The organism is Pseudomonas sp. B19(2017) (assembly GCF_002113165.1).
Classification (GTDB): Bacteria; Pseudomonadota; Gammaproteobacteria; order Pseudomonadales; family Pseudomonadaceae; genus Aquipseudomonas.
The window spans coordinates 1-15980 of record NZ_NEJR01000005.1 but is presented as its reverse complement, the minus strand read 5'-3'; the positions used below and the strand labels follow the sequence as shown (position 1 = coordinate 15980).

Genomic DNA, 15980 nt, shown 5'->3' with positions numbered 1-15980 from the left:
TCATTGCTCCTTGAACGAGGCGTCCACGCGTTCGAGCATCGGCTTGAGCAGGTAGCTGAGCAGGTTGCGCTCGCCGGTCTTGATGGTGACGGTGGCCGGCATGCCGGGGCGGATATGGTTGCTGCCCAGTAGCGCCATGCCGTCCTGCGTCACTTCCACCTGGGCCAGGTAATACGGCTGCTTGCTTTCTTCATCCATCAGGCGGTCGGCGGAGATGGTCTTGACCCGCCCCGGGATATTCGGCGTCTTCGCATGGTTGAAGGCCGGGAAGGCGAGGTCCACGTTCAGGCCGGGGACCATCTTGTCGATGGCCTGTACCGGGATCATCGCGTCCACCTGCAACGGCTGGTCCAGCGGCACCACCTCCATGATCCTGGCCCCGGGCTGGATGATGCCGCCGACCGTGGCGATGCTCAGGGCCTGGACCATGCCGTCGATCGGCGAGCGGATTACCGTGTGGGTCACTTCGTAGTCCAGCGCGCGCAGGCGATCGGCCAGGGTTGTGTTCTCCTTGGCAGTATCGGTCAGCTGCGACTCCACTTCCTTGAGGTAGTCGTGCTGACGTTGCAGCATGCGCAGCTTGATCTCGGTGGCCTGGCTGCGCGTGCGGGCAATGTTGTTGAGGTTCTCGGCCTGGCCGGCGGACAGGTCGGCATTGTTGCGCTCCAGCTCCAGCAGGCGGTTGCGTGGCACATAGCCTTCGGCGGCCAGCACGCGGGTGCCTTGCAGTTCCTGGCTGAGGAAGCCGATCTGCGAAGCGCGGGCGCCGTACACCTGCTGCAGGCCCTTGAGCTGCACCGCCGTGGCGGCGAGGTTTTCCTCGAGAATGCTCAGTTCACCGGCAAGGCCCGCACGGCGGGTATCCAGCAGGCGCTGTTGCAGGTCCATGGCTGCCAGCAGGCGCGGGTCGTTGCCGTAGTGCTTAAGCAGGGCAGGGTCGAAGGTGACCGTGTCGCGGCCATCGCGTTCGGCTTCCAGGCGGTTTTCCACGGTCTTGCTGACGATGTACTGGGCACTGACCGCACCCTGTTCGGCTACCGCCCGCAGGGCGTCGAGGCGTACCACCTCCTGGCCTTTTTTCACCACATCGCCTTCGCGCACCAGGATCGCCTCGACCGTGCCGCCGGTCAGGTGCTGCACCGCCTTGCGGTTGCTGGTGACCTTGACCGTGCCGGTGGCGACTACCCCGGCATCCAGCGGCGCCAGGCACGACCACAGCAGGAAACCGCCAAAGCCGGCGATGACCATCCAGACACCCCAGCGTGCCGGCCGGCGCATGTCCAGGTCGATGCCGTCGAGGGCGTCGGCGGGAATCAATTCGGTGTGTTGGGTCATCTGCATGATCGGTCACTCCCGTACTTTTACCGAAGCCAGCGGCGCCGCGGTCGCTGTCGGGATCACGCTGGCCTTGCGCAGCGCCGCGAACACTTCGTCGCGGCTGCCGAGCATGTGCACGGCGCCGTCACGCAGCATCAGCACCTTGTCGACCGCACAAAGCACATTTGGCCGGTGGGAAATCAGGATTACCGTGGCCCCGCGCGCCTTGAGTTCGGCCAGTGCATCGACCAGAGCCTTTTCGCCAACGTCATCGAGGTTGGCGTTGGGCTCGTCCAGCACCACCAGGTTCGGCTCGCCATACAGCGCACGGGCCAGGGCGATGCGTTGCTTCTGGCCACCGGACAGCGGGCTGCCGTCGGCTGCCAGACGGGTGTCATAGCCCTGCGGGAAGCGCAGGATCATGTCGTGCACGCCGCTGCTGCGGGCAGCGCGGATCACCGCTTCGCTGTCCACTTCGGCAAAGCGTGCGATGTTTTCGGCGATGGTGCCCTCGAACAACTCCACATCCTGCGGCAGGTAGCCGATCCACGGGCCAAGTTCGGCCTTGTTCCAGGTGAAGATGTCGGCGCCGTCCAGGCGCACCTTGCCGGCCTGGGTCGGCCACACGCCTACCAGCAGGCGGGCGAGGGTGGATTTGCCCGAAGCCGACGGGCCGATGATGCCCAGGCTTTCACCCGGGACCAGGCTGAAGCTGACCCCGCGCACGATGCTGTTGCTGGTGCCGGGAGCACCGGCGACCACGTTTTCCACGGCCAGCATGCCCATTGGCCGTTGCAGCGACATGCTCGGTGGCCGCTGCGGGTAGTCGTGCAGCAGATCGTTGAGCCGGCCCCAGGCCGACCTGCAGCCGAGCAGTTGCTTCCACGAAGCGATCACCTGCTCCACCGGGCCCAGGGCGCGGCCGGTGAGGATCGAGCAGGCGATCATCATGCCGGGGGTGATCTTGCCTTCGATTGCCAGCAGCGCCCCTGCGCCGAGAATCACCGACTGCAAGGTGATACGCACGAAGCGCCCGGTGCTGCTGATCAGCGCGGCGCGGTCGGAGGCCAGGGTCTGCATCTGCAGGATGCGCAGGTGGCCCTGGTACCAGCGCTTGCCGATCGCCGGCAGCATGCCCATGGCCTCGATCACTTCGGCGTTGCGCAGGTTGTTGTTGGCATAGCTCGCCGACGACAGGGCTGCCTGGTTGGCTTCGGCCAAGGGTTTCTGCGTGGCTTTCTCGGTGAGGTAGGCCAGGGCCACCAGGATCAGCGAACCGATCAGCGTGACCAGCCCCAGCAACGGGTGGATCAGGTAGGCAACCAGCAGGTAGATCGGCGTCCAGGGCGCATCGAAGAAGGCGAACAGGGCGTTGCCGGTGAGAAACTGCCGGACCTGCGCCAGGTCCTGCAGGGCCTGGGCCGGGTTGCCGCCAGCGCGGCTCAGGTTGCGCTCGAAGGCGGCACTGAAGATGCGGCGGTTAAGGTCCATGTCGATGAAGTTGCCAACCCGGATCAGCACGCGGGTGCGGATCATTTCCAAGGCCGACATCAACAGGAACAAGCCGATGACCAACAGTGTGAGCATGGTCAGGGTGGTGACGTTGCGGCTGACCAGGGCGCGGTCGTACACCTGCAACATATAAATAGATGGCGTCAACATCATGACGTTTATCACGCCGCTGAACGCGGCCAAGGCAAAAAAGCTGCGGCGCAGGCGAAACAACACATCGACCAGCTCGGAACGCGTGCGTGGTGGCTTGTGCATCGGGGCCTCCCTTTATCGCAAATCGGGGAAGCTCTTGCGGCGCCCCGTACAGCGGTAGTCGTGGCTTCTGGTTGGCTCGCAGGCGGATCGCTCTTGTGGCGAATGGTCCAAAACGCTGCGCTGCTCCCACATGCTGGAGCGTAGGTTGCAGCGACATGGACGGTAATATCGTTTCGCTCTATTGCGTCTTTGAAGTTTTCATAAGTGTCAATAAAACAGCTATTTGCATCGCATTATCATCGGAGGCGGTTTTTTCGACGAAATATTGACAAGCTTTTAACCTACGACTTTAGTCTGAAGTATTCGGGCCCTGTGCGAGCTGGGGTCGATGCATGTGCGTTACAGCTGTATCGCATGCTTAACAAGGCCCCCAGGCAGTGGGTGCCGGCTTGCGATGGAACACAGAACCATATCTGCGCACGTCAACACTGACTGGGCGCGGGAAGGACCCTGTTGCCCCGTGTCATCTCCCGACAGATCGAGGGCAATTTGAAATGGCCAATTTCAGCAAGTCGGACCTTGAATTCATCCTCCAACAGATTTTCATTGCCGAAGCGCACGCCGATGGTGCCAGCCTGATCGACCTGCTGCCCAACAGCCAGGTACCGTTCGGCCTGCGTACCGTAGATGGCAGCTACAACAACCTGGTGACCGGGCAAAGTGAATTCGGTGCCGCCGACAACTCGTTCCTGCGGTTGCTCAGCCCCTCTTTCAGCGGCGATTATGCGGGCACCGGCACGGTCACCGATTCGCAACCGCGCACCATCAGCAACCTGATCGTCGACCAGACGGCGAACAACCCGGCTGCGGTGGAGGCCAATGGCGGCGCTGCCCCGGTGATCAGCCCCGGTATCGACGGGGTGTTCGGCACTGCTGACGACACCGAAGTGTTCTTCATCCCCAACGTGTCGCCCGACGTCGGCCTGACCGCCGGCTTCAACGCCTGGATGACTTTCTTCGGCCAGTTCTTCGACCACGGCCTGGACCTGGTCACCAAGAGCAGCACCGACATCGTGTTCATCCCGCTGCAGCCGGACGACCCGCTGTTCGACCCCAACAGCCCGACCAACTTCATGGTGCTGCCGCGCGCCGTGCGTACCGCTGGCGCCGATGGCGTGGTGGGCACCGCCGACGATGGCCAGAGCAACACCACTTCGCCGTTCGTCGACCAGAGCCAGACCTACAGCTCGCATCCTTCGCACCAGGTGTTCCTGCGCGAATACACGCTCAACGCCGCGGGTGACCCGGTAGCCACCGGGCGGCTGATCACCAACCGCGACCTGGGCCCCGATGGCCGCTTCGGCACCGCCGACGATGGCAATGGCGAAAGCGGTGGCATGGCCACCTGGGCCGTGGTCAAGGCCCAGGCCCGCGACCTGCTCGGTATCAACCTGACCGACGCCGACGTACACAGCGTGCCGCTGCTGGCCACCGACCCCTACGGCAACTTCGTGCGCGGGCCCAACGGCATGCCGCAGGTGGTGATGCGCGTGAGCAATGGTGCCGACGGCATCGCCGGTACCGCCGACGACGTCACCACGCTGGTCGAAGGCAACCGCGATGCGCCGATCAGCCTGGCCAATGCCGTCAGCACCGGGCACGGCTTCCTTGACGACATCGCCCACAACGCCGCGCCGGTGATCGTGAACGGTGTGCTGCAGGCCGACGCCGACACTGCCGTGGGCAACGCACAGCCGGTGGGGCCGGGTGGCAACAACCTGACCTACGACAACGAACTGCTCGACGCCCACTACATCGCTGGCGACGGCCGGGTGAACGAGAACATCGGCCTGACTGCCGTGCACCATGTGTTCCACTCCGAGCACAACCGCCTGGTGCAGCAGACCAAGGACACCCTGCTGGCCTCCGGCGACCTGGCGTTCCTCAACCAGTGGCTGATCGATGATGTCGCTGCCATCCCCACCACGCCCGCCGAAATCGCCGCGCTGGTCTGGGACGGCGAGCGGCTGTTCCAGGCTGCCAAGTTCGGCACCGAGATGCAGTACCAGCACCTGGTGTTCGAAGAGTTCGCCCGTACCATCCAGCCGCAGGTCGATGCGTTCCTGGCCCCCAACGGCTACGACACCTCGATCGACCCGGCCATCCTCGCCGAGTTCGCCCATGTGGTTTACCGCTTCGGCCACTCGATGCTGACCGAAACCGTCGACCGCTTCGACCCGGCATTCAACCCGATCTCCGGCGACCCGGCCAACCCCGACCAGCAGCTTGGCCTGATTGCTGCCTTCCTCAACCCGCTGGCCTTCGCCGGCAGTGGCGCCACTGCCGACGAAGCGGCCGGCGCGATCATTCGTGGCGTCACCCGCCAGCTGGGCAACGAAATCGACGAATTCGTCACCGAAGCCCTGCGCAACAACCTGCTTGGCCTGCCGCTCGACCTGCCGGCGCTGAACATCGCCCGTGGTCGCGACACCGGCATCCCCACACTGAACGAGGCGCGCCGCGAGTTCTACGCTGCAACCGGCGACAGCCAGCTCAAGCCGTACATCAGCTGGGCCGACTTCGCCGACCACCTCAAGCACCCGGCGTCGCTGATCAACTTCATCGCTGCCTACGGCACCCACAGCACCATCACCGGGGCAACCACCGAGGCCGAAAAGCGTGCCGCCGCCGTGGCACTGGTGCTGGGCGGTGACGGTGCGCCGGCTGATCGCCTGGACTTCCTCAACGGCACTGGTGCCTATGCCAACGTGACACTGGCCGGTGCCGACGGCATCGCCGGCACCGCCGACGACATCACTGGCGTGACCGTGACGGGTGTCGATGACATCGACTTCTGGGTCGGTGGCCTGGCCGAGAAGAAAATGCCATTCGGCGGCATGCTCGGTTCCAGCTTCAACTTCGTCTTCGAAACCCAGCTGGAAGCCCTGCAGAACGGCGACCGGTTCTACTACCTGTCGCGTACCGCGGGCATGAACTTCGGCACCGAGCTGGAGAACAACTCCTTCGCCAAGCTGATCATGGCCAACTCGGATGTGACGCACCTGTCCAACACCGTGTTCCTCACCCCGACGTTCACCCTCGAGGTGAACCAGGCCAACCAGTTCACCGGGCTGGGCGCCGATGGCCGGGCCGACCCGACGGGGGGGATCGAGATCAACGGGGTGGAGATCGTCCCGCTGGTGATTCGTGACAACCCGGATACCGTGGGCCCCGACAGCAACTTCCTGCACTACACCGGTGAAGACCATGTGGTGCTGGGCGGCACCGCCGGCAACGACATCATCATCTCCGGCGAGGGCGACGATAGCGTCTACGGCGATGCCGGCAACGACACCCTGGAAGGTGGTGCCGGCAATGACGCCGTGCTCGGTGGTGCCGGTGACGACATCATCACCGACTCGTTTGGCGACAACCGCCTGGAAGGCAATGCCGGTAACGACGTGATCGTCGCCGGCAGCATGCTGGTGGGTGGCAACCTGATCCTGGGTGGCGACGGCCAGGACTTCATCATCACCACCGAAGACATCAGCACCACCTTCGGTGGCCGGGGTGACGACTTCATCCTCGGCGCCAAGACCAACCTGCCACCTACCGGCAACGAGGGTGACGACTGGATCGAGAAGGGCACCCAGGACGGTGCGCCCGGCGACAACTTTGCGCCGCTGCTGGGTGATGAAGTGGTCGGCAACGACATCTTCGTCGGTGGCGGTGGCTTCGACGAGATGATCGGCGAGGGCGGCGACGACATCTTTGTCGGCAGCGACGCCCAGGACAAGATGGACGGCATGTCCGGTTTCGACTGGATTACCAACAAGAATGACCAGGTTGGCGTCACCGTCGACCTGACCCTGGCCGCCCTGGCTCAGCCGCATGGCAACGCACCGAACCAGAACGCCGGCGTGTTCAACCCGGTCGGTGCCTCGCCGGCTTCCATCCTCGACCGCTTTGCCGAGGTCGAGGGCGTGTCTGGTTCGAACTTTGCCGACGTGCTCAAGGGCGACAACGTCGATGCCGTGACCATCCTCAACCATGGCGGTGCCACCGGCAGCGCCTTGACCAACGTCGCGCTGATCCGCGGCCTGGAACAGTTCCTGGCCGATGCCGGGTTGCCGACCACCGGCTTTGCCACGGGCAACATCATGCTCGGCGGCAATGGCAGCGACCTGATCGAAGGCCGTGGCGGTGATGACCTGATCGACGGCGACAAATGGCTCAACGTGCGCATCGCGGTGTATGCCGCCGATGACGTCAACCATACCGGCCCTGAAATCGCCAGCTTCGACAGCATGGTCGACATGATTCCGTTCATGCTCGACCGTACCTACAACCCTGGCCAGCTGAAGGCCGTGCGCGAAATCCTGCCCGGCACCTCGACGGGGGGCGCGGCGTTCGACACGGCAGTGTTCTCGGGCGTGCAGAGCGAGTACACGGTGACGCAGAACACCAAAGGTACGCTCGACACTGCCGATGATGTGTGGACCGTGACCGACAACGTGGCTGGCCGCGACGGTGTCGATACCCTGCTGCACATCGAACGCCTGCAGTTCGCCGATAGCCAGCGCGTGCTGGTGGAAGGGCTGAATGCGCAGCCCACCGGCAGCCCGGCCATCACCGATGGCAACGGCGGCGCGATTACCGTGGGTGATGTGCTTACCGTAAACGTGGCCGGTGTGCTGGATGCCGACAACATCAGCGCCAATAACCCGCTGGGTACGCTCGCCGACCGTTCGGTGTCGTACTACTGGCAGTTCGAGGCCACGCCCGGCAGCGGAGTGTTCGAGGACATCATCCTGCTGCCGGCCGGCGACCTGGCGTTCCAGAGCGCCGACGGCACCACGTTCAAGGTGTCGCCAGACCTGGCCGGGTTGTCCCTGCGCGTCAAGGCGATGTACCAGGACGCCCATGGCACCACCGAAGTGCTGTTCTCCCAGCCCACCACCGTGGTGCAGCCGGGCGCGCCAGTGGTGCCGACGCCTGCTACGCCGGTGGTGGATGCCACGGCAGGTGGTGCCGGCCTGCACATGGTGCGTTCCGACCTCAACTTCATCCTGGCCCAGATCAAGATCGCCGAAGCCGACGCCAACGGCGCAGACATCCTCTCGCTGCTGCCCAACATCCGTGCGCCGCTGGGCCTGCGGGCGGTGGATGGCTCGAACAACAACCTGATGAACCTGAACGGTATCGACAACACCCAGTACGGTGCTGGCGACAATGTCTTCCCGCGCCTGACCGACCCGGTGTTCAACCCGGCCGAAGGTGCGCCTGCCGGCTTCTTCGGCCCAGGCTCGCCGGCCATTCCGGGCTCGTCGTACCAGCAGACCAGCGGCCCGGTGTTCGACTCGCAGCCGCGCACCATCAGCAACCTGATCGTCGACCAGACCTCCAACAACCCGGCGGCCTATGCCACCGCGTACGACCCGGGTGCCGACGGCGTGCTCAACTTCGGCGCTGTGGGCAACGACGACGTGCTCAAGGACGGCGTGCGCATCGTCGCCAGCCCAGGCCTGGACGGCCAGTTCGGCACCGCTGACGACCACGACGTGTACCTGTTCGAGAACACCGCCGCCGATGCGGGGCTATCCGCGCCGTTCAACGCCTGGATGACCTTCTTCGGGCAGTTCTTCGACCACGGCCTGGACCTGGTCACCAAGGGTGGCTCGGGTACCATCTTCATCCCACTGCAACCGGATGACCCGCTTTATGTGCCGGGCGGGTCCAGCAACTTCATGGTGGTGACCCGGGCCACCAACCTGCCCGGTGCGGACGGCGTGCTTGGCACGGCCGACGATATTCACGAGCACACCAACACCACCACGCCATTCGTGGACCAGAACCAGACCTACAGCTCGCATCCTTCGCACCAGGTGTTCCTGCGTGCCTACGTGCTGACCGATGACGGGCCCATCGCCACGGGCCGCTTGATCACCAACCGTGATCTGGGGGCCGATGGCCGCTACGGTACCGCGGACGACACCGAGATCGGCGGCATGGCGACCTGGAAGGTGGTCAAGGCGCAGGCCCGCGATGTGCTCGGCATCAACCTGACCGATGCCGACGTCGACAACGTGCCGCTGCTGGCAACCGATGCCTACGGCAACTTCATCAAAGGGCCCAACGGCTACCCGATGGTGATCATGAAAGGCGCCGACGGCATTGCCGGCACGGCCGACGACCAGCAGGTCGAAGGCAACCCGCTGGCACCACTGGACCTGACCAACGCCGTGCGCACGGGGCACCAGTTCCTCGCCGACATTGCCCACAATGCCGTGCCGGTGTTCAACGCCGGGGTGCTGGCGCCGGATGCCGACGACGTCGCAGGCAATGCCGTGCCCGTCAACCCGCAGACCGGGGCCAACCTGGCCTACGACAACGAGCTGCTGGACGCCCACTACATCGCCGGTGACGGCAGGGTCAACGAGAACATCGGCCTGACTGCCGTGCATGCAATCTTCCACTCCGAGCACAACCGGCTGGTGGCGCAGACCATGGACACCGTGCTCGACTCGGGGGACCTGGCCTTCATCAACGAGTGGCTGCTCAACCCGCTGACCGCGCTGCCGGCCAACCAGGCCGAAATCGACGCGCTGGTGTGGAATGGCGAGCGGCTGTTCCAGGCGGCCAAGTTCGGTACCGAAATGCAGTACCAGCACCTGGTGTTCGAGGAGTTCGCCCGTACCGTGCAACCACGGGTCGACCTGTTCTTTGCCCCGACCCAGGTGTACGACGTTGACCTCGATGCATCGATCGTGGCCGAGTTCGCCCACACCGTGTACCGCTTCGGCCACTCGATGCTGACCGAGACCGTCGACCGCTTCGATGTCGATTTCAATGTTATCAAGGACCCGGCCAGCGCCAACCCGGACCAGCAACTGGGCCTGATCGCGGCGTTCCTCAACCCGCTGGCATATGCCGCCAGCGGCGTCACCCCTGAGGATGCCACCAGTGCCATCGTGCGCGGGGTCACCCGCCAGGCCGGTAACGAAATCGACGAGTTCGTCACCGAGGCGCTGCGCAACAACCTGCTCGGCCTGCCGTTGGACTTGCCGGCGATCAACATCGCCCGTGGCCGCGATGTCGGCATCCCTTCGCTGAACGCTGTGCGCCGCGACATCTACGCGCAAACCGGCGATACCCAGCTCAAGCCGTACACCAGCTGGGTCGACCTGGTGCAGCACCTGAAGCATCCGGAGTCGCTGATCAACTTCATCGCCGCCTACGGCACCCACAGCACCATCACCGGGGCCACCACGTTGCTGGAGAAACGCGCGGCGGCCATGGCCCTGGTGTTCGGCGGTGACGGTGCGCCAGCCGATCGCCTGGACTTCCTCAACAGCACGGGTGCCTATGCCAACGTCACCCTGCCTGGCAAGGATGGCGTGCTGGGTACCGCCGATGACTTGAGGGCGGTAACCGTGACCGGGGTCGATGCCATCGACTTGTGGATCGGCGGCCTGGCCGAAGCGAAAACCCCGTTCGGCGGCATGCTCGGCACCACCTTCAACTTCGTGTTCGAGAACCAACTGGAGAAACTGCAGGACGGCGACCGCTTCTACTACCTGGAACGCACCGCTGGCCTGTCGATGAACGCCGAGTTGGAAAGCAACTCGTTCGCCAAGCTGATCATGGCCAACACCTCGGCTACGCACCTGCCGGCGCTGGTGTTCTCGGACCCGGGCTTCTACCTGGAAGTGGACCAGAGCAAGCAGTACAACGAGGGCCTGGGCAACGCCGACCCGCTGGGCGAAAACGGCCAGCAGGTGGTGTTCCGCGACAGCCCGCTGACGGCCGGCCCGGACACCAATTACTTGCGCTATGCCGGTACCGAGCACGTCGTGCTCGGCGGCACCAACGGTGACGACATCCTGGTGTCCAGCGAGGGTGACGACACGATCTGGGGCGATGGTGGCAACGACCGCATCGAAGGTGGCGATGGCAACGACCAGCTGCGTGGTGGTGCCGGCGACGACATCATCAGCGACATGGGCGGTGACGACAACATCCAGGGCGGCGACGGCAACGATGTGCTGCACGGCGGTAATGGCGTCAACCTGATCATCGGCGGTTTCGGCAACGACTTCATCGTTACCGGTGAGGACGCCTCCGAAGCCATTGGCGGCCAGGGCAACGACTTTATCCTGGGCAGCAAGGCCAACGAACAGGACATGGGCAACGAAGGCGACGACTGGATCGAGAAGGGCACCTCGGATGGTGCACCTGGCGACAACTTCGACCCGCTTGGCAACGACCCGATCATCGGCAACGACGTGTTCATCGGTGGTAACGAGAACGACAAGTTCAACGGTGAAGGCGGCGACGACATCATGGTCGGCAGCCTGGGCTTCGGTGACCGCTACATCGGTGGCTCTGGCTACGACTGGGCAACCTTCAAGGACCTGGCCCAGGGCGTGACCATCGACTACAGCGACCGCTTCTTCGATGTGCCGCCGGTACCGGGGTCGGGAGCGTCCGCGCTGGTGCGTTTCGACATCATGGAAGGCCTGTCGGGTTCTGCCCATGGAGACTTCCTGCGCGGTGACAGCGAAACCGCTGCCACCTTGCCGACCAATGGCGCAAACGGCAGTGTGCTGACCAACATCAACCTGATCGACGGCCTGGCCGGCCTGCTGGCTGCCGGGGCGACGTTCTACGATGGTGGCAACATCATCCTTGGCGGCAGCGGCAGCGACCTGATCGAAGGCCGTGGCGGCGACGACATCCTCGACGGTGACAAGTGGCTGAACGTGCGCATCAGCGTGCGCGCCAACAGCGACGGTACCGGCCCGGAAATCGCCAGCTACGACAGCATGGCGCCGATGGTGCCGCTGATGCTCAATGGCACCTACAACCCGGGCCAGCTGGTGATCATCCGCGAAATCCTCAACGGCACCGACAGCTACGACACGGCGGTGTTCTCGGGGGTGTCCACCGACTACAGCGTGGTGGTCGACGGCAATTCGGTGATCGTCACCGATCTGGTGGCCGGGCGTGATGGTGTCGACCGTCTGACCGGCATCGAACGCCTGCAGTTCTCCGATAGCTCCCAGGCCTCCGGTGTGGGCACTGCAGTGAACGTCGGCCCGACGGGCCACCTGGCGATCCTCGACGCGGTCACCGGGCTGCGTAACGACACATCGGTCAGCGGCCAGCTGCTGCGGGTGAGCAACGTGGCGGTGCACGATGCCGATAACGTCAGCGCCAGCAATGCGAGCGGCGCGGTCAACGGCCCGATTGCCTACTACTGGCAGGTCGAGCGCCTGCCGGGCTCGGGGGTATACGAAGACATCACCTTCGTCGCCGCCGGCGAGGTCTCGCGGGCGATCGGCAGCACCTACCGGGTGACCGATGATGTAGCGGGCCTGAACATCCGCGTACGTGGGGTGTACCAGGATACCAAGGGCACGCTGGAAATCGTCGATTCGTCGCCGAACAGCGCACCGACCGCCGGGCCGACCGTGACCGGGCTACTGGTGCAGAACCAGACCCTTACCGCCAACACGGCGACCATCGTCGATGCCGACGGGCTGAGCAACCCGCAGTTCACCTTCCAGTGGCAATCCAACCGGGGGCTCGGCTGGGTCAATATTGCCGGCGCCATCAGCAGCACCTTTGTCCTGACCCAGGAACAGGTGGGGCAGAACATGCGGGTGGTGGTGAGCTATGTGGATGACATCGGCGTGCATGAAAGCGTCGCCTCCGACATCCTCGACCCGGTGGCCAACGTCAACGATGCGCCTACCGGTGCCGTGCTGATCAGCGACACCACGCCCGTTCAGGGGCAGACGCTGACGGCACTTACCGGGACTATTGCCGACCTGGACGGGCTGGGTACATTCAGCTTCCAGTGGCAGCAAGGTAGCGGCGGTATCTTCATCGACATCGTGGGCGCCACTGCAGCCACCTTCACCCCGGGGCTCGCCCAGGGAGGCCAGCAACTGCAGGTGATCGTGCGCTACACCGACGCCTTCGGCGCGCAGGAGACACTCACCTCGGCGCCAACTGCTGCAGTGCCAGGCTTGACGCTGGTTGGCACCAACGGTGCCGACATCCTGATCGGCAGCGCGGGTAATGACGTGATCTCTGGCCTGGACGGTGCCGACCAGCTGTTCGGCGGGCTTGGCAACGACATCCTCGACGGCGGGCTTGGCGCAGATGCCATGAACGGCGGTGGTGGCAACGACACCTTCGTGGTCGACAACATCGGCGACACGGTAAGCGAAGCGCTTAACGGCGGAGTCGACCTGGTGCGGACCAGCCTGGCCAGCTATACCCTGGGTGCCAATGTCGAAAACCTGACCTTTACCGGGGTGGGTAACTTCATCGGTGGCGGTAATGCGCTGGATAACGTCATTACAGGCGGCGCTGGCAATGACTTGCTCAATGGTGGTGCAGGTGCCGACCGCCTGGTGGGTGGTCTGGGCAATGACACTTACGTAGTGGACAACGCCGGGGATGTGGTGGTCGAGGCTACGGGGGCCGGTACGGATACTGTGCGTACCACGCTAGCCAGCTACGGCTTGGCCAGCAACGTCGAAAACCTGACCTTTACCGGGGTGGGTAACTTCATCGGTGGTGGTAATGCGCTGGATAACGTCATTACAGGCGGCGCTGGCAATGACTTGCTCAATGGCGCTGCGGGTGCCGACCGCCTGGTGGGTGGTCTGGGCAATGACACCTACGTGGTAGATAACGCCGGGGATGTGATAGTCGAGGCCACGGGGGCCGGTACGGATACCGTGCGTACCGCGCTAGCCAGCTACGGCATGGCCAACAACGTCGAAAACCTGACCTATACCGGGGTGGGCAACTTCGTCGGTGGTGGTAATGCGCTGGACAACATCATCACCGGCGGCGCAGGCAACGACTTGCTCAATGGCGGTGCAGGCGCCGACCGCCTGGTGGGTGGTCTCGGCAACGACATCTACGTGGTGGATAACGCCGGAGATGTGGTGGTCGAGGCCGCGGGCGCCGGTACGGACACCGTGCGTACCACGTTAGCCAGCTACGGCATGGCCAACAACGTCGAAAACCTGACCTATACGGGGGTGGGCAACTTCGTCGGTGGTGGTAATGCGTTGGACAACATCATCACCGGCGGCGCAGGCAACGACTTGCTCAATGGCGGTGCAGGCGCCGACCGCCTGGTGGGTGGTCTAGGCAACGACATCTACGTGGTGGATAACGCCGGAGATGTGGTGGTCGAGGCCGCGGGCGCCGGTACGGACACCGTGCGTACCACGTTAGCCAGCTACGGCATGGCCAACAACGTCGAAAACCTGACCTATACGGGGGTGGGCAACTTCGTCGGTGGTGGTAATGCGTTGGACAACATCATCACCGGCGGCGCAGGCAACGACTTGCTCAATGGCGGTGCAGGTGCCGACAGCCTGGTCGGTGGTCTAGGCAACGACACCTACGTGGTGGATAACGCCGGGGATGTGGTGATCGAGGCCACGGGGGCCGGCACGGATACCGTGCATACCACGCTGGCCAGCTACACCATGACCAGTAACGTCGAGAACCTGACCTACACCGGGGTGGGTAACTTCAGCGGTACCGGTAACACGCAGGCCAACGTCATCACTGGCGGTAGTGGCAACGACAGCCTGGACGGCGGTCTTGGCAACGACATCCTCAACGGTGGTGCAGGCAGTGACACGCTGTTCGGTGGTGGAGGCAACGACACGCTGATTGGCGGCAGCGGCAACGACTTCCTCAACGGCGCAGCAGGCGATGACACGGTCAACGGCGGCGCGGGCGATGACACCATGATGGCCACTGATGGCAATGATGTCTTCCAGTTCGCCGCAGGCTTCGGCAATGACCTGATCATCAACTTCGACAGTAACGCAATCGGCGGCCAGGACAGGCTGGATATCACCGCCTTCAACATCACCGCAGCCACCTTTGCTGCCAACGTCACCATCGCCGATGTTGGCGACGATACGCTGGTCAGCATCGGTGCCACCGACTCCATCCGCCTGGTAGGGGTGGCGGATGCGACCACAGTGACTGCAGCGGACTTCAACCTGGCAGGTTGAGGGCCTCGGAGGTACGCTGCAAGGGCCGCTTCGCGGCCCATTCGCGGGCACGCCCGCTCCCACAGGGATATCACCGCCTTCAGGCTTGGTGATGTCCCTGTGGGAGCGGGCGTGCCCGCGAAGCATGTAGCGTGGTCGATGGCATCGGCTGCGCCGGTGTTCGCGGCTAAAGCCGCTCCTACAGGTTGAACATGGCTCGAGGTCCAGGTGATCGGGCTGGGGTCGCCTGTTTCGCGGGCTTGTCCGCTCCCACAAAGGAGCGCGTTATACTCCGCGCCTTTGCCCATGCCCGGAATCCGCCCATGCGCCAGCTTTTGCTCATCGTCGATGTCCAGTCCACCTTCAGCCCGCCCGAGTGGCTGGTCGATGGCTTGCGCCGGTTGTCGGCGAACATCCCCACCATCGCCTCGGTCGAGTTGCACGATGAGCAGGTCACGCCGTTCGAGCGGCAGCTTGGCTGGCACCCGGCGGCCGAGGACGAAAGCCTGGTCGAGGCCGATCAGGTGTTCGTCAAGCATGGCTACGGGCAGAGCGCCGAGGCCATCGACTACATCAGGCAATTGGGTGTGGAGCGCGTGCTGGTATGTGGGCTGCAGACCGAAACCTGTGTGCTGGCCGCCGGCTTCGCCCTGTTCGATGCGGGGCTGATGCCCACCCTGGTCACCGACATGACGGTAGGTTCTTCGCTCGACAGGTCGGGCAAGCTGGGCATCGACCTGTGGAAGCATCACTTCCGCCAGGTCACTACCTCGGTCGAGGTGCTCGCCGAACTGGCCGCACAAGGCCAGAACCGCAGCCTGTAGATACTCTGTTGGCGGTCAAGCTTTTCTGAGGTGTTCAGAGCTGAAAAGCTTGGCCGTATCAAATGGCTCATCCCCGCGCATGCATGCCCAGATG

Annotated in this window: 4 protein-coding genes; 2 read left to right on the top strand and 2 right to left on the bottom strand. The window is 64.1% G+C overall.

All coding sequences use genetic code 11. The features are described from left to right. The gene (locus CAF70_RS09240; RefSeq protein ID WP_085624244.1) at positions 1 to 1341 is read right to left on the bottom strand and encodes an HlyD family type I secretion periplasmic adaptor subunit; all 1341 of its coding nucleotides are present in this window, start codon (positions 1339 to 1341) and stop codon (positions 1 to 3) included. Between the two features lie 6 nt (positions 1342 to 1347). After that, positions 1348 to 3084 (bottom strand): type I secretion system permease/ATPase, encoded by a 1737-nt coding sequence (locus tag CAF70_RS09235; protein WP_085624242.1) that lies wholly within the window; start codon positions 3082 to 3084, stop codon positions 1348 to 1350. 494 nt (positions 3085 to 3578) lie between these two features. Here CAF70_RS09235 and CAF70_RS09230 point away from each other — a divergent pair, with 494 nt between their 5' ends. Both CAF70_RS09230 and CAF70_RS09225 read left to right on the top strand, forming a co-directional pair. Continuing rightward, entirely contained in the window at positions 3579 to 15083 is an 11505-nt protein-coding gene (locus tag CAF70_RS09230) for a peroxidase family protein (protein ID WP_085624240.1), read from the top strand. Positions 15084 to 15385: 302 nt separating this feature from the next. Then, on the top strand, positions 15386 to 15886 hold the full coding sequence (locus CAF70_RS09225) for an isochorismatase family protein (RefSeq protein WP_085624238.1): 501 nt from the start codon (positions 15386 to 15388) through the stop codon (positions 15884 to 15886). The last annotated feature ends 94 nt before the right edge of the window (positions 15887 to 15980 follow it).

Coding starts and splice junctions, on each gene's coding strand:
- CAF70_RS09240 (WP_085624244.1), bottom strand. CDS start 1,341: ATGCAGATGACCCAACACACCGAATTGATTCCCGCCGACGCCCTCGAC.
- CAF70_RS09235 (WP_085624242.1), bottom strand. CDS start 3,084: ATGCACAAGCCACCACGCACGCGTTCCGAGCTGGTCGATGTGTTGTTT.
- CAF70_RS09230 (WP_085624240.1), top strand. CDS start 3,579: ATGGCCAATTTCAGCAAGTCGGACCTTGAATTCATCCTCCAACAGATT.
- CAF70_RS09225 (WP_085624238.1), top strand. CDS start 15,386: ATGCGCCAGCTTTTGCTCATCGTCGATGTCCAGTCCACCTTCAGCCCG.